This is a genomic window from Hymenobacter sp. UYCo722 (assembly GCF_040547115.1).
Classification (GTDB): Bacteria; Bacteroidota; Bacteroidia; order Cytophagales; family Hymenobacteraceae; genus Hymenobacter.
The window spans coordinates 138,170-157,526 of sequence record NZ_JBEPPC010000002.1 but is presented as its reverse complement, the minus strand read 5'-3'; the positions used below and the strand labels follow the sequence as shown (position 1 = coordinate 157,526).

Sequence of the window (19,357 nt, the reverse complement as noted above, 5' to 3'; positions counted from 1 at the left end):
ATTTATCGGATTGAGCGGGTTAGTCGGGTTTTGTGAGATTCCTGGCCTCACACCTCAGCGGAGCCGCCACATTACCCAACAAAAATGCCGCATAAAAATTGCGCCGCCGACCCGCCAATTGGCAGGTCGGCGGCGCAAGGTCGGCCACAAAATCCGAGCAATCCGCTCAGTCCGATAAATCCGCGGTTAGCTACGCCTTCCTTCGGGTCAGACTACGCGTTGATGCCTTCGGCCGAAGCCACCAGCTCGGCCAGGTCGAACACCTGCACCTTGCTTTCCTGCTCCTTGTTCTTCACGCCGTCGCTCATCATCGTCATGCAGAAGGGGCACGATACGGCAATGATGCTGCCCTGCAAATCATGCGGGCCGGGGGCACTGGTTTCAGTTTCCACGCCGCCGAGGTTGGCCAGCGCCTCGGCCTTGCCGCTGAGCGTGGCCAGCGCTTCCTCGGTGCGCTCGATGTTAATTTCCTTCTTGCCCGGCTCGGCTTCTTTCCACATCTGGGCCCCGCCCGCGCCGCAGCACAGGCCGTTGGCGCGGCTGCGCTTCATCTCCACCAGGTCGGCGTCGAGGGCAGCCAGCACATCGCGCGGGGCTTCGTAGATGTTGTTGGCGCGGCCCAAGTAGCAGCTGTCGTGGAAAGTGATGCGGCGGCCTTTGAAGCTCTCGCCGCCGGTCACGCCTACCTTGCCCTCGTTGATGAGCTGCTGCAAATACGTGCTGTGATGAATCACCTCGTAATCGCCGCCCAGCGCCGGGTATTCGTTCTTGATGGTGTTGAAGCAGTGGGGGCAGGCCGTCACGATTTTCTTGATGCCGTAACCGTTCATCGTGGTGATGTTCTGCATGGCCTGCATCTGGAACAAAAACTCGTTGCCGGCGCGCTTGGCGGGGTCGCCGGTGCAGCTTTCCTCCAGGCCAAGTACGGCGTAGTTGGTGCCCACGTGGTCGAGAATGCGCACGAAGGCGCGGGTCACGCGCTTGTAGCGGTCATCGAAAGCGCCGGCGCAGCCCACCCAGAACAAGATTTCGGGCGACTCGTTGCGGGCCGCCAAATCGGCCATAACGGGAACGTTGATTTGCTTTTTGGAGGGAGCTTCAGGAGTGGTTGGGGACATGGTAGGGATGGACAACACGACTGTCATCCTGAGCGCAGCGAAGGACCTTATCACGTCCGAGCAGCAGTGAGTAATAAATCAGACAAAAGCAGCGGTGATAAGATGCTTCCTTCGTCAGCATGACAGGCAGGCTAGGCCAATGCGGGCTGGCCTGATTTCTCCGTCGCAAACAACTCATCGGCCCAGTTGAACCGGTCCGAGGGCGAGAAAGCCCACGGCGCGCCGTTGTTCTCAATGTTGGAGAACATGACGTTGAGCGAGTTGGGCGCGGCCGACTCTTCCAGGACCAGGAAACGGCGCATTTCAATAATGCTCTCCAGCGGGTTGATGTTCACGGGGCAGCTTTCGACGCAGGCGTTGCAGGTGGTGCAGGCCCAGAGCTCCTCGGGGGTTACTTTGCCGCGCAGCAGCGTCGCGTTGGCCAGGTCGGTAATGGGCTCGTGCTTGGCCTCGGCTCCGTACACATTCGGCCGGTAAATGAGGGGCGAGTTGTACTTCTCCTCCATCCGGTCGCGCGTGTCCATGATGATTTTGCGCGGCGACAGCAGCTTGCCCGTCAGGTTGGCCGGGCACACCGAGGTGCAGCGGCCGCACTCGGTGCAGGAGTAGGCATTCATCAGGTTGGTCCAGGGCAGGTCGTCCACGTCCTTGGCCCCGAAAGGCGTGGGGGCCAGGGCCGAGCCGTCGGGGGCCGTGGGGGCGGGCGGCACCACGAAGCTGGGGTCCATCATGGCCTTCACCTCGTTGGTGATGCTTTCCACGTTCGAAAACTGCCCCTGTGGCACCAGGCGCGAGTACCACACGTTCGGAAACGCCATGATGATGTGGAAGTGCTTCGAGCTGGGCAGGTAGTTGAGGAACAGAAAGATACCGATGATGTGAAGCCACCAGCCCAGACGTTCCAACACTTCGAGCGTACCCACATTGGTCGGTAGCAGGCCCACCAGCAGGTTGCTGATGGGGAAAGTGCCGGCCATGGGCTCGCCTTCCATCTGGTGCAATTTCAGGTCGGCCGTGTTCATAAAGAACAAGGCCACCATCAGCACCACTTCGACGTAGAGAATGATGTTGGCATCGAGCTTGGGCCACAGGCGTAGCTCAGGGCCGGTGAAACGCTTGAGGGGTGGGTTGCTGTTGCGGCGCCACCAGAACGCGGCTACTGCCACAATCACGAGCGCGGCCAGAATTTCGTTGGTCGCCATCAGTACATCGTACACCGGCCCCAAGAACTTGAGGGCGCGGTGGAAGCCGAAGATGTTGCCAAAAAGGCCATCGATGACAATCTCAATCACCTCGATGTTGATGACCAGAAAGCCCACGTACACCACCAGGTGCAACAGGGCCGGCGTCAGGCGCTTGAACATTTTCTGCTGCCCAAACGCTACCAGCAGGGTTTTCTGAAACCGTTCGGCGGCGTTGCCGCTCATGTCGCGGTCGCGCCCGACGAGGATGTTGGCCCGGATTTTCCGGACCTGCCAGGCGAAAAAGCCAAAAGCCGCTACCAGCAGCAGTAGAAAGAGGATGGATTGCAACATGGCGTAAAGGTAAGGAGGCGGGAACGTTTGGGGGTGCAATATACTCGGCATGCCGAGTACTTTTCGAAAAATCCTCGTCTGTCCAACACTTTTTTTTGACCAGTTGTTGCACCATTGCGTTGGATTCGTACCTTTGCGGTCCCCAAAGCGCCTTCGGGAGCAGCGGGGAAACGGCAACATAGCTCAGTTGGTAGAGCACAGCACTGAAAATGCTGGTGTCGTTGGTTCGATTCCAACTGTTGCCACGAAAAACCCCTTTACGGCTTGTAGAGGGGTTTTTTGTTTGCCGGGGTAGATGTCCGCCCTGTGTTCTCTGCTATTTGGGGTGGTGAGGCGGAGGCGGGGCAAAAATTGCAGTAGTTCGGCTTTGTGACAGCCCGAAAAGTTGTATTTGCCAGCTCCGCCTGACACATAGAATCCCCGCGTTCCTCCGTAGAGGGCGCGGTTTTTTTATTGGTGGGGCAGGGCCAGGGCGCTTCGCACTAACGTACCGAAAACCGGTTGTTTAGGCAGCGCGTGTCGCGTGGGCGTGTTCCAAGCGCCTTAAGGTTTCCTTATAATGTAGCCGTAGCCCCGGCGACTGCGTTTAATCTGGACCGCAGTTGATGAACTCGCTTACGAAGGAGTACGTGCCATTTGGCTGCATCGGTAGCCAGGCAACCGCAGTTGCGATTTTTGACCCGTAGCAATCCAAAGCGCTGCCGTTTGGTTATTGATTGGTGCGCTGCTTACGGCTTGCCCAAATTTGAAAATCTTAGAGGAAACCACAATTAATAACATGAGCCACGACAAGACCGACACCAAAACATTCGAAATGGCCGGCAAATGTCCCTTCGGCGGCGACCGCATTGGCGGCGCAGAAGGAGCGTCGCCTACTCTCTCCGACTGGTATCCCAACCGGCTGCGGGTGGAGCTTTTGCACCACAATGCCCCGGGTGCCAATCCACTCGGTGAGGACTTCAACTATGCCGAGGCGTTCAATGCGATTGACCTGCCCGCGCTGAAGGAAGAAATTAAGGGTTTCCTGAACTCTTCGGTTGATTGGTGGCCGTCGGACTACCATAACTACGGGCCGCAGATGGTCCGCATGGCCTGGCACTCGGCTGGCACCTACCGCATTGCCGACGGCCGGGGCGGGGCGGGGGAGGCGCTTCAGCGCTTCGCGCCTATCAACAGCTGGTGGGACAATGGCAACACCGACAAGTCGCGCCGCCTCATCTGGCCCATCAAGCAGAAGTACGGCAGCTCCCTGTCCTGGGCCGACCTTATCGTGCTGACCGGCAACTGCGCGCTGGAAATCATGGGCTTCCCCACCTACGGTTTCGCCGGCGGCCGCCACGATGCCTGGGAGGCCGACGACAGTACCTACTGGGGCCCCGAGGTGTGGGACGGCCATCAGAAACACACGCCCGATGAGATGGTGACGCGCGACAAGCGCTGGCGCGGCCAGAACGGCGATGCCGACTACGACCTCGAAAACCCGCTGGCAGCTTCTTTCCAATCCCTGATTTATGTGAACCCCGAAGGCCCCTACGGCAAGGGCGACCCGATGGGCTCGGCCCGTGATATCCGGATTACGTTCTCCCGCATGGCCATGAACGACGAGGAGACCGTGGCCCTCATTGCTGGTGGCCACGCCTTCGGCAAGAGCCACGGCATGGTGCCGGCGGCCGAAATCGGGGCACAGCCCGAGATTGCCCCGATTGAGGAGATGGGCATGGGCTGGCACAATCCCAAGGGTACGGGCAACGCCGAGTTCACGATGACCAATGGCATTGAAGGCAGCTGGACGCCGAACCCGACCCAGTGGGACAACGACTACCTCGTCAACCTGTTTAAATTCGAATGGGAGCAGACCAAGAGCCCGGCCGGTGCCCTGCAGTGGACCCCGATTGACAAGAACGCACCCAAGACGCCCGACGCCCACATCCCCGGCCAGATGAACGCCCTGATGATGATGACCACCGACATCGCCCTGAAGGAGGACCCCGAGTACCGCAAGGTGTGTGAGAAATTCCTTAACGACTTCGACGCGTTTACCCAGGCTTTCTCCAAGGCTTGGTACAAGCTGACCCACCGCGACATGGGCCCGCGCGAGCGCTACCTCGGTCCCGAGAAGGTGAACGAGAATGACCTGCTCTGGCAGGACCCCATTCCGGTGGCCGATTACGCCCTGGTGGAAGCGGCCGATATCTCGGCGCTTAAGAAGTCCATCCTGGCTGCGGGTGTTTCGGCTTCTGACCTGGTATACACCGCCTTTTCTGCCGCGGTTACGCATCGCAGCAGCGACAAGCGGGGTGGTGCCAATGGCGGGCGGCTCGCGCTGGCCCCGCAAAAGGACTGGGCGGTGAATCGCCGGACGGTGCCGGTTATCGCGGCCTTGCGCCCGGTAATGGAGGCGTTCAACGGCCCGCAGAAGGGTGGCAAAAAGGTGTCGCTCGCCGACCTCATCGTGCTGGGCGGTTGCGCCGCGCTCGAAAAAGCGGCCGCCGATGCGGGCGTCGCGACCGAGGTGCCCTTCACGCCGGGCCGGCGCGATACGACGCAGGAACTCACCGACATTGAGATGTTCACGTGGCTAAAGCCCGTGGCCGACGGATTCCGCAACTACCTCGACGAGGGGTTAGAGCAGATTTCGCAGGGCGTGGCCCCGGAGGAGCTATTTCTCGATAAGGCGCAGCTGCTTTCGCTCACCTCCCCCGAGTGGGTAGCACTGGCGGGCGGCCTGAAGGCGATGAACGCCAACTACGACGGCTCGGCTCACGGCATTTTTACCGACCGCGTTGGGGTGCTGACCAACGACTTCTTTACGGTGCTCACGAGCATGGACTTCGAGTGGAAGAAAACGGACGAGAAGGGCATGACATTCTCGCTCGACGACCGCAAAACGGGGGCTCGGCGCTTCACCGCGACGCGTGCCGACCTCATTTTTGGCTCCAACAGCCAGCTGCGGGCAGTTGCGGAAGTGTACGCCGGCAGCGATGGCCATAAGCGCTTCGTGAAAGCCTTCGTGAAAGCGTGGGATAAGGTGATGATGCTCGACCGTTACGACGTGAAAGTCTGAGGCCGAGCCATTTTGCAATGAGCCTCTCGCGGGAACGTCTGCGGCCTGCGGGATAATTGCTTTTACGTCCCGCGCCCCGGTGCGGCAGGCGCGGGCATTGGGCTTGAGGATGCGGACCAGCGGATACTTCCTTTTCCGCTTCGTCAGATTGGAGCATCGGCTTTCGACTTACCTGAGTCGAAAACCGATGCCCGAGCTGAAGCGTTACTTCTTCTCACTAGTTGGGGTCGGTTCCGTTTCGGGAGCGGCCCTTTTTTTGGGCGGAAGCGGCTGTTTCAGCGGCTGGGTGCAGCGAAGGAGCATTCATTCGTGTTCGGGCCACGCTTCAGGGCCGGCTGGCTGTGCTGGTTTTGGTTGTGGGCCTGCGGCTGCGAAGCCCGCCCGACGTGCAAACGGTGCGGCCGATGAGCGGCAAAATATTACGTCTATACCGCAGGCTGAATACCGCAAACTGCTTCTCAGCGTTTGTGATGGCCGTGCGTTGCCCGTGCATGTGGCCTTTCTGGCCCTTATTTTTAATGAAATAAACCGATTTGCGTCAGCACGAGCGGTTTGCGGCGCGGGTATTTGCCCAATACGTAGCCAAGTGCCAGCAAACAACAAGTAATTGTTTTGGTTCGTATTGAAATTGTTTTATAATCCCTGTAAATGGCCCCAACTTTGGCGGCCTGGCACTTGCATCGGGGCCCGCCCGCTGGCCCGCCTGGCTTTCTCCCGCACCTATGATGAACGCAACTACTCTCAACGAAGAAAATACGATGCAGGCGGAAATAGCCGAGTTTGCCGTCCTGCTGCATCAGCAGGGGGCGCACGCGGCATTGGGCTACCTGAACCGCCGCACGCCCCACCGCTACACGGGCGTGTGGCGTTTCGACGGGGACATGCTGCGCAGCGAGGTACTGTTTGACCGGAAAATGCCCGACGTGCGGCAGGGAGCCGATGCTCCGATGGCCGCTACGTACTGCTCGCTGGTGGGCCGCTACGAGGCCCCGGTGCAGATTCTGGACGCCACCGTGGACCCGCAGGCACTGGGCATCGAAACGCCGGTTATTTCCTATTGCGGCGCACTCATGCGCGATGGGCAAGGCAAGGCCTTTGGCACGTTGTGCCACTACGACTTGCAGCGCTGCCAGGAGCGCACCACCGACCAACCCTTGCTGGCGGCCGCCGAGCAGCTGCTGTACGAGCAGCTGTATCCGGACAACGTGCAGTAAGTCAGGGCGCTGCTCGATGAATTCCGCGGTATTTGGGTGATTGCAGGTGCGTTTTGCCGTTCGTGAAACTTAGCTCCACTAGTCATCCGTATTACCTGAATTCTCCTGCTGTGGGGGGCACTGCTCCCTCACTGCGCCCGCCTACCATTCGTTATGTCTGATTCCTTTTCGGCTTCGGCCACGCCGGTGGCTGCGCCGGGTTTGCTGGCCGGCAGCGGCCAGATGGCCGCGCTGGTAGCCGCCAAAGACTGGTCGACTACCCCGCTGGGGCCCTTTGCGCAGTGGCCGCAGAGCCTGCGCACCACGGTGAGCCTGTGCCTGGCGTCAAACTTCCCCATCAACATTGCCTGGGGCCCCGAGCGGGTGCAGATTTACAACGACGGCTATTGGCCGCTATGCGGCGACAAGCATCCTACTTCCCTGGGCCAGGATTACAAGGAGTGCTGGGCTTCGGCCTGGGAGGTGTTGGGCGAAGCCTTTGAGGAAGCCTCGGCCGGACAAACGCGCTTTCTGGAAAACCAGCGCATGTTTCTGGACCGTTTCGGCTATCTGGAAGAAACGTTTTTTACTTTTTCCTTCAGCCCCATTCTCGACGAGTCGGGCGGGGTGGGCGGGCTGTTTCACCCCGTAACCGAGCTCACGCAACAAACCCTGGCCGAGCGGCGCCTCAACATTCTGCGCACCGTGGCCGAGCGCACGGCGGGAGCCCCCACCGAGCCCGAAACCGTCGGCTTGCTGCTGGAGGCCTTTCGGGCGGCGGCGTTGGACATACCCTTCGCAGCGCTTTATTCATTGGCCCCTTCGGCGGAACAGGCCCAGTTGGAAGGCCAGATGGGCCTGGACCAGGCAGCGGCGCTGGTGCCAGCCACCATTGCCCTGGGTGAGGAGCTGGCTGGCCCCTGGCCGCTGGCCGCCGCTGCGCGCGCCGGCACTGCCCAACGGGTGGAGAAGCTGGCGGCCAGGTTCGGCCCCTTTGCCAGCGGCCCCTACCCCGAGGCCCCGCACACGGCCCTGGTGTACCCCCTGCCGCTGGGCGGAGCGGCACAGCCCGCCTATTTTCTGGTGCTGGGTGTGAGTGCGCGCCGGGCGCTGGATGCCGAGTATATCCTCTTTTTTGACTTGCTGGTGGGGGCCACTACCACGGCCCTGGCCAAGGCCCGCACGCTGGCCGAAGAGCGCCAGCGGACCGAGGCGCTGGCCGCGCTGGACCGCGCCAAAACTACTTTTTTCAGCAACATCAGCCACGAGTTTCGGACGCCGCTCACGCTGATGCTCGGGCCGCTGGAAGACGCACTGACCGACGACACCCACCCGCTGCCCGCCCCGCAGCAGGAGCGCCTGGTGCTGGTGCAGCGCAACACCCTGCGCCTGCAGCGGCTGGTGAACAGCTTATTGGATTTCGCGCGCATCGAGGCCGGCCGCCTGCAGGCCGATTTCGTGCCCCTCGACCTGGCAGCCTACACCGCCGAGCTGGCCAGCGTGTTCCGGGCGGCCCTGGAAAAAGTCGGGCTGGCCCTGGAAGTAGACTGCCCCCCGCTGGGCGCACCCGTGTACGTGGACGCGGGCATGTGGGAGAAAGTCGTGTTCAACCTGCTATCTAATGCTTTTAAGTTCACCTTCGCGGGGAGCATTCGGGTGAGCCTGCGCGAGGAAGATGGGCAGGCCGTGCTGCGGGTGGCAGACACCGGCGAGGGCATTGCGGCGGCCGAACTGCCAAAGCTGTTTACCCGCTTCTACCGCGCCGAAGGCACCCGGTCCCGTTCCCACGAGGGGTCGGGCATCGGGCTGGCGTTCGTGCAGGAGTTGGTGCAGCTCCACGGCGGGGCGATAACGGCCGACAGCCAAGCCGGGCGGGGCAGCACCTTTACCGTGCGCCTGCCGCTGGGCGCGGCGCACCTGCCGGCCGAATTGGTGCGGGATGTCCGCCCGGCTGCTTCGCAATTTGGCTACGGCATGGCACTCGTGGAGGAGGCGCAGCGGTGGCTGGCGGAAACGCCGGCGGGCCCCGGGCCTATCCCGGATGCGCTGCCGACGGACATTGCCGCGGCGACCATTCTGGTGGTAGACGATAACGCCGATATGCGCGGCTACGTGCAGCGCATCCTGGCCCGGCAGCCGCAGTGGACCGTGCGCACGGCCATCGATGGCGCGGAAGCGCTGGAAATAGTGGCGGCCCACCGGCCCGACCTGATTCTCTCCGACGTGATGATGCCGCGCCTCGACGGCTTCGGCCTGCTGCAGGCCCTGAAGCAGCATCCCGACACAGCCCGGATTCCGGTGGTGCTGCTCTCGGCCCGCGCCGGCGAGGAAGCTATCCTGGAAGGCCTTGATAAGGGAGCCGATGATTACCTGGTGAAGCCCTTCTCGGCCCGGGAGCTGCTGGCCCGCGTGCGTACCCAGCTCGACATCACCCGCACCCGCCAGGACAATACCCGGCTGCGGGCCGTCGAAGAAGAGCTGCGTAAGTTCAAGGTGCTGAGCGACCACGCGTTCGATGCCTTCATTCTGATGCGTGCCGACGGCTCGTTTGCCTACCTCAACAAGCTGGCCCGGCAGCGCTGGGGCTACACCGCCGAGGAAGCCACCCAGCTGCGGGTGCCGGACGTGGACCCCATCTACCAGGAAGACAAGTTTCGGGAGGCCTTTGCGCAGGCGCAGCAGCTCGGTGCCTTGCTTCCCTTCGAAACCCTGCACCGCCGCAAAGATGGCAGCACGTTTCCCGTGGAAATCAGCATGGGGGGCATTACCCTGGACGGGCAGCCGCACATGTTTGCCATTGCCCGCGACATCACGGCGCAAAAAAACTACACCGAGGCGCTGCACGAAAGCGAAGCCCGCTTCCGCATCCTGGCCGACGCGGCCCCCAACCTGGTGTGGGCCGTGAATCCGGATTCCACCATTCGCTACGTCAACCAGGCCTTTACCGACTTTGTGGGGGTAAGCGCCGCGCAGTACGAGGCAACGGGCTGGGAGCAGTACATGCACCCCAACGAGTTGGAAAACGCCCAGCGCACCCTCACCGAAGCCATGAATTCGCGCACCCGCTACGTGCTGGAGCACCGCATGCGGCACCACGACGGGCAGTACCGTTGGCTACTGGCGCAGGGTGCGCCGAGCTACTTCCCCAACGGGGAGCTGTACGGCTACGTGGGCTCGGCCATCGACATCACCGCGCTAAAGGAAACCAACGAGCAGCTGGTGCGCACCAACCGCGACCTGGACAATTTCGTGTACACGGCCTCGCACGACCTCAAAGCGCCCATCAGCAACATCGAGGGGCTGCTGCGGCTGCTGGAGGACCTGCTGCCCGCCGAGCTGCGCACCGACGACACCCTGCTGGCCGTGCTCGCGCGCATGCAGGACGCGGTGGAGCGCTTCACCCGCACCATTGGCCACCTCACCAACGTGAGCAAGCTGCAGGAAGAGTTTGCCCATCTGGTCACGCCGACCGCCCTGGCCCCCCTCATCGAGGACGTGCGCCAGGACTTGCAGCCGCTGCTGGCCAAAACCGGCGGCCGGCTGGAAGTGAACGTCGTGGAATGTCCCACGCTCATGGTTTCGGAGAAGAACCTGCGCAGCGTGCTCTACAACCTGGTGAGCAATGCGCTGAAGTACCACCACCCGCACCGGCCGCCGGTGGTGCGCATCGGCTGCCGCCTCGAAGGCGACCACCGGGTGCTGCGGGTGCAGGACAATGGCCTGGGCCTAGCCGAGGGGCAGCAGGCCAAGCTGTTCGGGCTGTTTGAGCGCCTGCATACCCATGTGGAAGGCACGGGCGTGGGGCTGTACATGGTGAAGAAGATGGTTGAAAACGCGGGTGGTACCATCGCGGTGCACAGCCGGGAGGGCGAAGGCTCCACGTTTGCCGTGTGGTTTCCGGCGTAGGGGGCGTAACTACCGGTGGCCTCGGCCGTACAATTCGCTAACCGGCTTACCACGGCCGTTCTTCCCGCCATGGCTCAACTTTCCAGCATTATGCTGGTGGACGACGATACGACCACCAACTTTCTCAACGAAATGCTCATTAAGCGCATGGGCGTGGCCGAGCACCTGCACATTGCCGAAAACGGAGCCGAGGCCTTAGAAGCGCTGCAGCAGGCCTGCGTGCCTGTGAGCGCGAGCTGCCCCGACCTGATATTGCTGGATATGAAAATGCCTATTATGAATGGCATCGAATTTCTGGAAGCTTATGCCCAGCTGCCGCTGGCTCGGCAGCAGGGGGTCGTCATCGTAATGCTCACCACCTCCCTGTTGCTGAGCGACCTGGAGCGGGTGCAGCAGTTGCCCGTGGCGGGGGTGCTGAACAAGCCGCTGACCAAGGAGAAGCTCCAGGCGCTGGTTGAAGAGCATTTTGGGGCGGTGCCGGTTGGCTAGCCGCAACTTGCCAATGATGATGCAGCTATTCTTTCGGGGGCGATTCCTAGCGCGGGGGCTGCCTGTTGCGCCCCGCGCACGGCGGTAGCTCCACAAAGCTTACGACCCGGCAGCACGCGGCTAGGCCGCGAACAATGATGGGCGCGTGCCAAGCCGCTGCAGCACGGCAACCAGCTCCTCGCCAACCTTATCGATGCGGGTAAGGCCCTGGCGGGCTTCGTCAATTTGGCCGTGGCGGTACTGGGTGGCCAGCTCGCGGCCAGTGCTCAACAGCTGCTGGAGCAGGCGCTCCGCCTCGCGCACTTCGGGGTGGCCGGGGTAGCGGGGCTTCACCTCATTGCTCAGCCACTGGCCCAGGGCGCTGCTCTGCACCGAGAACAGGGCTTCGTCGGCCTCGCGCACGCCATAAAGCACCGAGCGCAGCTGCGACTTAAACAGAATCTGCTTAATGCGGGCTTGCTGAAAATCGAGGGTAGTAAGGTCCATGGGTGAGCGAGTGGGCAAAGTCAGAAAGCAGACTTTCTGGCTTAAGAAGCAGCCGGGGGCGGCACGATGAGGGCCGCTAACTTTTGCTGCGTTTCTACTAGCTCCGTGACGTCAAAGGCAAAGGCGAGCACACCCACAATCTGGCTATTTTCGCGAAAAGCCTGGTAGGTAAAATCGAAGTACCGCTCATCGACTTTGCCGGTGGCGCGGCGGTGGAGCTTCAGCGGCATCTGCTTGCCATAGAAAGGCTCGCCGGTCTGGTAAACGTGGTCGAGAAGGGTGATAAAGCCCTGTTCGGCGGCTTCGGGGGCTACATCGGGCACGGTGCGGCCAAGCACGTCGTCGGTAGCGAACAGCTCGTAGTAGGGCGGGTTCACAAACTCGAATACATGCTGCGGGCCCCGAGTGATGCCAATGAGGGCCGGGGCCTGCTGAAACATGGCGTAGAAAGTTTCGCGCTGGGACTGGGCCAGCTGGTAGGCCTGGTAGGCCTGGTCGGAGAGGACGGCCTGCTCTTCGCTAGCGTGCAGGAGCTCCTGCACCATCAGCTTCTGCTCGTGGATGTCGATGCTGCAGCCCACCCACATGGTTACTTCGCCGGCGGCACTATGGCGCGGGATGCCACGGGCCAGCACCCAGCGGTAATCGCCATTGGCGCAGTGCAGGCGGTATTCGGTCTGGTAAGAATGCCCCGATTCGTAGGCTCCGCGCCAGGCTGCTGCCGCCCCCGCGCGGTCGTCGGGGTGTACGCCGTCGAGCCAGCCGGACTCGATTTCGGCCTCCATGGGTTTGCCCGTAAAGGTGAGCCAGCGCTGGTTGAAGTAGTCGGCCGAGCCATCGGCACGGGTGGTCCAGACCATCACGGGCAACGACTCGAGGATGAAGTGGGAACGTTCCTGGCTTTCGAGCAGGTCGTGCTGCATAGCGGCGGCCTGCTGCGCGGCGCGGTGCTGCGCGGTTACGTCCTCGGTTTTGAGCAGGATGGCCTGCAACTGGCCCTGCGGGCCAAACTGAGGGTAGTTGGTGGTTTGCCAGTACCGCTCTTCCAGGCCGCCGCCCTGCTCGGCGGGGCGCTGCATGTCGTAGCGGATGCGGGGCATGGTGTGGGGCGTAGCGTGCTGCCGCACGTGCTCGAGGGAGTCGAAAAATACCTGCCAGTCGTTCTGCTCTTCGCGGGGAAAAACGTCGAACACGTTGCGGCCTGCAATGGCTTCGCGCTGCTTGAGCGTGGCGGCCAGGTACTGGTTGCTGGCGTCGAGAATGGTGTAGTCGGGTGCCATCAGCAGGTAATGCTCAGGCATTTGCCACAGAGAATAGTACGTGCCGGGGGCGGAGGGCGAAGGAGTCATGGTACGGAAAAACAAGGCGGGCCAGCAGCCCTTACATACTGCGGAGCCACTCGGCGGCGGGGCCCAGGTCATCGAACGCCATAAAAATGATGCCGGCGTTAGTCTGCTGCATGGCCAGCTCGGCCGAGAGCTGGCTGTAGCGCTCGGGCGAATGCACCCACGAAAAGTAGCGGCAGCCGGCCGCGTATAGCTGCGGAAAAAATACATCGCCGCCCCACTTAGCGGCGTCGGCCCACAGGCCGGAAACGCGGGTATTATCGTTGAGTATTTTGGTGCAGTGTTCCTGCTGCAGCAGCTCGAGTAACTTAATTGCCCCATCCATAACGACTTCGTCGTCGAGCTTGCCGTGCCAGTCGAGGTACAGCCATTCGTCGGTGTAGTTATAGGAGATGGTGAGGAAGGGAGCCTCGTGGAGGATGCGCTGGGCCATAGCAGTAAGTAACTCGGCGGGTTTACGACTTTGCCGACGCGAGAGTTGGGAAGGCGGTAAGTTAAGCAGCGGCTTGCTGAAAATGCGGAAAATAGCGGGCGAAAATTACCCTTATGCTGCAGCAAAGCCACCACCTTCTGCCAGCGATGGGTATGTGCACAGCTGTAACGAGCGTAGTACTTCTTTCTCGGGCAACTGCCTGCCGAGGCTTTTCGACTGAGCAGTTCTGCCCCCATGAAGCGGTGGAGCTGCTTGGCAATGCTAGCCTGTTTCACGACACAGAAAAACCTGGTATAGTCCTCATAAGCAAGCTTCTTTCATCAGCCTGCCCGCACTGGCCGCTGCTGGCCAATGTCCGTATTGGGGTGCAAATCCAACTTCGCTTCAACATTCAAACGTAAACTTGGAGCCGTCTTTGCCGAAGCATCATCATGAAGAAAATCCCCGAAGTCACTCTGCTGTTCTGGATAACAAAAATTTGCGCTACCACGCTGGGCGAAACGGCCGGCGACCAGCTGGCCCAGACCATGAAGGTGGGCTACGCCGTGAGCTCGCTCATTCTCATTGGTTTTTTCTTCGCCACGCTGGCCGGGCAGCTGGCGGCCAAGCGCTACATTCCGGCCCTGTACTGGGCCGTGATTCTGGCGACGAGTACGGCCGGCACCACCATGTCGGACTACATGGACCGCACCCTTGGGCTGGGCTACGCCACCGGTTCGGCTATTCTGGTAGCCATCCTGCTCGTCATTCTGGGCTGGTGGTGGCTGAGCGAAAAGTCGTTGTCGGTAACCGATGTGCAGTCGCGCCGGGCCGAGCTGTTTTACTGGGCGGCAATTCTGTTTTCGAACACGCTGGGCACGGCTCTGGGCGACTTCCTGGCCGATGACTCGGGGCTGGGTTTCGGCGGCGGGGCGCTGCTGATTGGTGCCGCGCTGGCCGTGGTGGTGGCTCTGTACTACTTCACCAGTATTTCGCGGGTGCTCCTGTTCTGGGTGGCATTCGTGCTCACCCGTCCGTTTGGGGCCACGTTTGGCGACTTGCTCACCAAGTCGCCCGAAAAGAATGGACTGGGATTCGGCACGCAGGGCTCGTCGCTGATTTTGCTCGGGCTGCTGGTGGCCTTGGTCATCTACGATTCGGTGCGGCAGCGCCCGGCGGCCTTGCGGGCCGATGACCTGATTTAGTATTCCTTCTTAAAACTCCACGATAAACCCAACCGTGGGCACTACCAGCGCATCGCTGTCGGGCAACAGAATGGGCACCGCGTTGCGGCCGTCGGGGCGCAGGGGCTGGCCGTCGGTGGTGGTGTAGCCCGAGTTGTCGGCCAGGCGCTCGAAGGTGTAGGTGGGCACCGATACCGGCTTGGCCAGCAGCGCGTTCTGCACGTCGATATAGAAATCGAAGCTCAGGCGGCGCAGGTTCAATTTTTTGTCGAGGCGCAGGTCGAGCTGCTGGAAGGAGCGCAGGCGCTGGGTGTTCAGCTGCGCGTAGTCGAGAATGCCCTGGCCCACGGCCTGGTAGCTGGCGCGGCTGGCAACCGCGTCGTAGGGCGTGTAGGGCGCGCCGCCGCCCACGCGGTACTTGGCTCCCAGCTCCCAGCCCCGGCCCAGCTTGTAGCCCAGCAGGGCCGAGCCCAGAAAGCGCGTGTCCCAGGCGGTGGGCCGGTACACCCCGTCGGCCCCGCTGAACTCGGAGCGGAAGGCGGTGAGCGACACAATGGCGAAGAGCTTGCCACTGAGCTTCTGCTGAAAAAAGGCCTCGGTTCCGTAAGCGCGGCCGTCGCCGGTGCTGGTGATGGCCTCGTTGCCGATGGCGTTGAAGTCGCCGCCCAGGTTGGCCAGGCTGATGCCATCGCGCGCGCTCACCGGGTAGTAGGCGTACTTCTTATAAAATCCTTCCAGGGTGAAGCGGGTGCCCGCGCCGGGCAACCACTCCAGCCCCGCCACGGCGTGGTCGGACCGGATGTAGCGGCTGCCCTCGTTCGTGAGGCGGCCGGCCGGGTCGCGGTAGCCCAGAATGGTGCTGGGCGGAATTTTGTAGTAGCGACCCAGGCTGGCGTTCAGGTTCAGCGTTGGCAGCAGGGCGTAGCTCAGCGCCACGCGCGGCGACAGCGTACGGTCGAGCCGGTAGCCTTGCAGCAGGGCGCTGGTACCATCGGCTCGCACGCCCGCCGATACCGTGAGGCGGCCTTCGGGCCCGTAGGTGCGGGTGGCCTGGGCAAACAGGCCGTAGCGCACGAAGTCGAGGGCGGTGGTAAAATTCACAACCACGGCCGGGCTTACCAGCGCGCCGCTGCCGTCGCGCACTTCGGCCCGCAGGCGGTTGCGCAGGTTGTTGTCGTAGTGCACCAGCTGGCCCACCACGCCGTAGCTGTACTGCCAGCGGCCCACGCGCTTGTTCACGTCGGCGCGCAGCTTGTTTTCGGTTTCGTTGCTACGGGCAAATAGCTTGCGGTAAGCTTCCTGGCCGACGTAGCCAAACTGGAACTGGTCGGCGGCGCTGTGCTGCTGGGTGCGGCTCAGGGCCAGGTTTAGGTAGCCGTTGTCCACGAGGTGGCGCAGGTTCAGGCCCACGGTGTAGTTCCACTGGTTGATGGTGGGGTTGTTGCGCAGAATGAACTCCTTGCTCGGCGAGCTCTTCTTCGGCGGCACAATCTCAAAGTGGTCAATCGCACCCAGCCCCAGGGTGGTGAGCGTGGTTTTAGGCGAAATCTTCGTGGTCGTCTTGAACTGGAAGTCGTAGAAATCGGGCCGGATGGGCAAGTCAATCAGCTTGAAGAGCAGCTGCAGATAGCTGCGCCGGGCCGAGGCCAGAAAGGTCGTGTTCTTCGTCAGCGGCCCTTCGAGCGTAGCGGCTACTTCGGTGCCCGAGGTGCGCAGGTTGCCCTGCAGGCGCTCCGAGTTGCCATCGCGCTGCCGGAACTGCAGCACCGCGCTCAGGGCGTTGTCGTAACGCGCCTGGAAGGCCGAGGAGCTCAGCGTCACGTCCTCAATAAAGCTCACGTTGAGGATACCGGCCGGCCCGCCCGCGCTGCCCTGGGTGGGAAAGTGGTTGATGACGGGCACCTCGATGCCGTCGAGGTAGTACACGTTTTCGTTGGGCGCGCCGCCCCGGATGATGATGTCGTTGCGAAAGCCGGCCGTGCCGCCCGAGCCGCCGCCGCCCACGCCGGGCAGGCTCTGCACCACCCGCGAAATATCGAAGTTGCCGCCCGGGTTGCTCTTAATTTCCTCGGTGGTGAGGCGCTGCACGCTCAGCGGCGTTTCGGCCGTGGCCACCCGAATGGCGCGGTTGGCCGTCACGGTTACCTCGCCCAGCGCCTGGGGGCTTTTGTTGATTTCGAGGTTGAGGGTGTTCACGTTGCCGCTGCTGATGGCTACGTCGGCGCGCAGCAGCACATCGTAGCCCACGAAGCTGGCGCGCAGGTTGTAGGCCCCGGCCGGCACGCCAGTCAGGCGGTAGCGCCCCTCGGCATCGGTGGCAGTGCCGAAGGTGGTGCCTTCCAGCGTGATACTCACGCCGGGCAGGGCCTCCTGGGTGGTGCGGTCGCGCACGGTGCCGGCCAGCGTGCCGGGGTTTTGGGCGTGGGCCAGGGTGGCAAGCAGCAGGAAAAAGAGGAGGGTAGCTATTCTCATGCAGCAGCAAGAATCGGAAAAGGAAAATGTTTGGCAAGGCCGGGCCGCGAAGTTCGGCCAATCCGGCCGGTTGCGGCATTAGCCGCGAATCAGCAGAATCTCCAGTTTCCTAAAAGGCTTCACTGGCTGCTGCAAATGAGTGTTTTATCTTCAAAACCAGCCAGAATTTCTCAGTAGCTCCTGGAAATATTTATGCGCAGGCAATCCGCTCCAAACAGTCGGGGCGTAGGTGGGTTATCATTCAAAATATCCAAGCATTTTTCTATTAAGATGAAGAAGTCCCTGTTTTCCCTCGCCATCGTTGCCCTGTTCAGCGTTGCTACCACCACTGCCGTTTCGGCCCAGAAAATGGCCAAGACCGTCATGGTAGGCGGTGCCGCCATGTACCCCACGAAAAATATCGTGGAAAACGCCGTTAATTCGAAAGACCACACCACCCTGGTAGCTGCCGTGAAGGCCGCTGGCCTGGTCGAGACGCTGAGCAGCGCCGGTCCTTTCACCGTGTTCGCTCCTACCAACGAAGCCTTCAACAAGCTGCCCGCCGGCACGGTTGAAACCCTGGTGAAGCCCGAGAACAAGGCTACCCTCACCAAAATCCTGACCTATCACGTGGTAGCCGGTCGCATGACCTCGGGTGACCTGGTGAAGGCCATCAAAGCCGGCAAAGGCATGGCAACCCTCAAAACCGTAAGCGGCGGTACCCTGACGGCCATGATGAAAGGCAAAACCATTCAGTTGAAAGACGAGAAAGGTGGCATCTCGACGGTAACCATTGCCGACGTAATGCAGAGCAACGGCGTGATTCACGTAGTGAACACGGTGTTGTTGCCCATGTAAGGCTTCCCGAGCTTTTGAACCAACTGCGGCAACCGCCGTCGGCCCCCGGGCCGGCGGCGGTTGTTTGCGTTAGGAGCATTTATTGTTTTCGCGCTCCCCGGTAGCTTATGCCCCTACTTACACCCTTCCCGGGCCATTTCCGCAAAGGCGTACCCCAGTGCCACGGCCCGGCGATAGAACTCGCAGGCGGCGGTAGAGTCGCCGGTATGGGCCGCGAGCTTGCCGAGCAAAAAGTGCGTGCGTCCATCATTCGGATTAGCCCGAATGACGTCGAAATAGTCGTTGCGCGCGTCGGCGTAGCGGTGCAGGGCGGTGCGGGCCAGGCCGCGCAGCTGCAGGTAGTGCCAGGGTAGCAGCCGGCCCGCCCGCTGGCGCTGGGCCAGGCCGGCCGTGAAGTCGGCCTCGGCCGGCGCGGGCTGGTGCAGGTCGAGCAGCCGCACTTCGCCCCGGGCCAGGCGGGCGGTGCTAAGCGTACTGTCGAGTGCCAGGCACTTCGTGAAGCTTAGCACTGCCGCTGCGGGCTGGGCCAGCCGGGCCTCGCTGCGGCCCAGGTAATAGTAGGTTGTGGCTTTGGCCCGCACCGATAGGTCAGCCGCATCCAGAGCTGCTCTAAAATCGGACCGGGCCGCCTGCGGGTCGCGCTGCAATAGCAGTTCCAGCTCGCCGTGGCGGCGCAGGGCCGGGGCGTAGCCGGGCCGGAAATGCAGGGTTTCTTCCAGAAAGCTGTAGGCCGCGCCAAGGTCGCCGCGGGCGTAGGCACGCAGGCCGTTTTCGTAGTTGCTGCGGGCCGAAACCCGGTCCATGGTCGTTTTCACCGTCAGGGCAATCAGCACGATACCGCCAACGAAGAGCAGCGTCAGCAGCCAGTCGCGGCCGTTGAAGCGGGGCGGCTCCGCAGGAATGCGCTGGTAGTGGCGCTCGCGGCTGCCGGCGGGTGGGCGGGTGCGCAGGGGCGCGGGGGGCGGCATGGGCACGCCGTATACATGCTGGCTGGCGGGCCGATGCTGCTGGCGGCGGCGCTCCTCGTCGAGGCGGCGGGCGGCCTGGGTTAGCTGAAAATCATAGGTGGCGCGCTTGTCGGGGTCGCCGAGCACGCCGTAGGCCACGGCCACGGCTTTAAACTGTTCTTCGTAGCGAACATCACCGCCGTGCTTATCGGGGTGGTACTGGACTACTAAGCGGCGGTAGGCGCGTTTGATGTCGGCCGCCGAAGCGGTGGCGGCCACGCCCAGGATTTGATAATGATTCTGACTCACGCTGGGCTGCAAACACGAACGACCCCACAAAAGTCAGCCGCGCCGCGCAATTTTCCGTA

General features: G+C 62.2%; 13 protein-coding genes and 1 tRNA gene. 7 read left to right on the top strand and 7 right to left on the bottom strand.

All coding sequences use genetic code 11. The annotated features are described in order from the left end of the window. Positions 1-212: 212 nt before the first annotated feature. Positions 213-1,064 carry a (Fe-S)-binding protein gene (locus tag ABIB44_RS06480; protein WP_354584427.1) on the bottom strand — a complete coding sequence of 284 codons (852 nt, stop codon included), beginning with the start codon at positions 1,062-1,064 and terminating at the stop codon, positions 213-215. Between the two features lie 185 nt (positions 1,065-1,249). Continuing rightward, positions 1,250-2,653 (bottom strand): 4Fe-4S dicluster domain-containing protein, encoded by a 1,404-nt coding sequence (locus ABIB44_RS06475; protein WP_354583819.1) that lies wholly within the window; start codon positions 2,651-2,653, stop codon positions 1,250-1,252. Between the two features lie 172 nt (positions 2,654-2,825). Between ABIB44_RS06475 and ABIB44_RS06470 the strand changes: the two genes are divergently transcribed. From ABIB44_RS06470 to ABIB44_RS06450, 5 genes are all read left to right on the top strand, one after another. Continuing rightward, positions 2,826-2,898, top strand: a tRNA-Phe gene (locus tag ABIB44_RS06470). Between the two features lie 500 nt (positions 2,899-3,398). Continuing rightward, on the top strand, positions 3,399-5,717 hold the full coding sequence (gene katG, locus ABIB44_RS06465; RefSeq protein ID WP_354583818.1) for a catalase/peroxidase HPI: 2,319 nt from the start codon (positions 3,399-3,401) through the stop codon (positions 5,715-5,717). 722 nt (positions 5,718-6,439) lie between these two features. Beyond that, the gene (locus ABIB44_RS06460; RefSeq protein WP_354583817.1) at positions 6,440-6,931 is read left to right on the top strand and encodes a hypothetical protein; all 492 of its coding nucleotides are present in this window, start codon (positions 6,440-6,442) and stop codon (positions 6,929-6,931) included. Positions 6,932-7,084: 153 nt separating this feature from the next. Further along, positions 7,085-10,816: an ATP-binding protein gene (locus ABIB44_RS06455; protein ID WP_354583816.1), complete on the top strand. Its 3,732-nt coding sequence runs from the start codon at positions 7,085-7,087 to the stop codon at positions 10,814-10,816. Positions 10,817-10,885: 69 nt separating this feature from the next. Further along, positions 10,886-11,305 (top strand): response regulator, encoded by a 420-nt coding sequence (locus ABIB44_RS06450; RefSeq protein ID WP_354583815.1) that lies wholly within the window; start codon positions 10,886-10,888, stop codon positions 11,303-11,305. A 120-nt stretch (positions 11,306-11,425) separates the two neighbouring features. Here the strand turns inward: ABIB44_RS06450 and ABIB44_RS06445 are convergent, their stop codons facing one another. The 3 genes from ABIB44_RS06445 to ABIB44_RS06435 all read right to left on the bottom strand — a co-directional run bounded on the left by ABIB44_RS06445 (position 11,426) and on the right by ABIB44_RS06435 (position 13,570). Then, positions 11,426-11,791 (bottom strand): hypothetical protein, encoded by a 366-nt coding sequence (locus tag ABIB44_RS06445; RefSeq protein WP_354583814.1) that lies wholly within the window; start codon positions 11,789-11,791, stop codon positions 11,426-11,428. Between the two features lie 41 nt (positions 11,792-11,832). Next, a complete protein-coding gene (locus ABIB44_RS06440; RefSeq protein WP_354583813.1) occupies positions 11,833-13,092 on the bottom strand; it encodes a PAS domain-containing protein in 1,260 nt (419 codons plus the stop codon). Positions 13,093-13,171: 79 nt separating this feature from the next. Continuing rightward, positions 13,172-13,570 carry a hypothetical protein gene (locus ABIB44_RS06435; RefSeq protein ID WP_354583812.1) on the bottom strand — a complete coding sequence of 133 codons (399 nt, stop codon included), beginning with the start codon at positions 13,568-13,570 and terminating at the stop codon, positions 13,172-13,174. A 431-nt stretch (positions 13,571-14,001) separates the two neighbouring features. Here ABIB44_RS06435 and ABIB44_RS06430 point away from each other — a divergent pair, with 431 nt between their 5' ends. Beyond that, positions 14,002-14,754, top strand: coding sequence for a COG4705 family protein (locus ABIB44_RS06430; protein WP_354583811.1), 753 nt, complete (start codon positions 14,002-14,004; stop codon positions 14,752-14,754). 9 nt (positions 14,755-14,763) lie between these two features. Here ABIB44_RS06430 and ABIB44_RS06425 read toward each other — a convergent pair whose 3' ends face one another. Next, entirely contained in the window at positions 14,764-17,205 is a 2,442-nt protein-coding gene (locus tag ABIB44_RS06425) for a TonB-dependent receptor (protein ID WP_354583810.1), read from the bottom strand. A gap of 270 nt (positions 17,206-17,475) precedes the next feature. Between ABIB44_RS06425 and ABIB44_RS06420 the strand changes: the two genes are divergently transcribed. Further along, positions 17,476-18,042 (top strand): fasciclin domain-containing protein, encoded by a 567-nt coding sequence (locus tag ABIB44_RS06420; RefSeq protein ID WP_354583809.1) that lies wholly within the window; start codon positions 17,476-17,478, stop codon positions 18,040-18,042. Between the two features lie 113 nt (positions 18,043-18,155). On the opposite strand, the gene ABIB44_RS06415 is transcribed toward ABIB44_RS06420, so the two are convergent. Continuing rightward, positions 18,156-19,298 carry a J domain-containing protein gene (locus ABIB44_RS06415; protein WP_354583808.1) on the bottom strand — a complete coding sequence of 381 codons (1,143 nt, stop codon included), beginning with the start codon at positions 19,296-19,298 and terminating at the stop codon, positions 18,156-18,158. Between the last annotated feature and the right edge of the window lie 59 nt (positions 19,299-19,357).

Bases quoted from the DNA above. Each gene is read 5' to 3' on its own strand.
- ABIB44_RS06420 (WP_354583809.1), top strand. From the start codon at position 17,476: ATGAAGAAGTCCCTGTTTTCCCTCGCCATCGTTGCCCTGTTCAGCGTT.
- ABIB44_RS06480 (WP_354584427.1), bottom strand. From the start codon at position 1,064: ATGGCCGATTTGGCGGCCCGCAACGAGTCGCCCGAAATCTTGTTCTGG.
- ABIB44_RS06440 (WP_354583813.1), bottom strand. From the start codon at position 13,092: ATGCCTGAGCATTACCTGCTGATGGCACCCGACTACACCATTCTCGAC.
- ABIB44_RS06445 (WP_354583814.1), bottom strand. From the start codon at position 11,791: ATGGACCTTACTACCCTCGATTTTCAGCAAGCCCGCATTAAGCAGATT.
- ABIB44_RS06450 (WP_354583815.1), top strand. From the start codon at position 10,886: ATGGCTCAACTTTCCAGCATTATGCTGGTGGACGACGATACGACCACC.
- ABIB44_RS06455 (WP_354583816.1), top strand. From the start codon at position 7,085: ATGTCTGATTCCTTTTCGGCTTCGGCCACGCCGGTGGCTGCGCCGGGT.
- ABIB44_RS06475 (WP_354583819.1), bottom strand. From the start codon at position 2,653: ATGTTGCAATCCATCCTCTTTCTACTGCTGCTGGTAGCGGCTTTTGGC.
- ABIB44_RS06425 (WP_354583810.1), bottom strand. From the start codon at position 17,205: ATGAGAATAGCTACCCTCCTCTTTTTCCTGCTGCTTGCCACCCTGGCC.
- ABIB44_RS06460 (WP_354583817.1), top strand. From the start codon at position 6,440: ATGATGAACGCAACTACTCTCAACGAAGAAAATACGATGCAGGCGGAA.
- ABIB44_RS06430 (WP_354583811.1), top strand. From the start codon at position 14,002: ATGAAGAAAATCCCCGAAGTCACTCTGCTGTTCTGGATAACAAAAATT.
- ABIB44_RS06435 (WP_354583812.1), bottom strand. From the start codon at position 13,570: ATGGCCCAGCGCATCCTCCACGAGGCTCCCTTCCTCACCATCTCCTAT.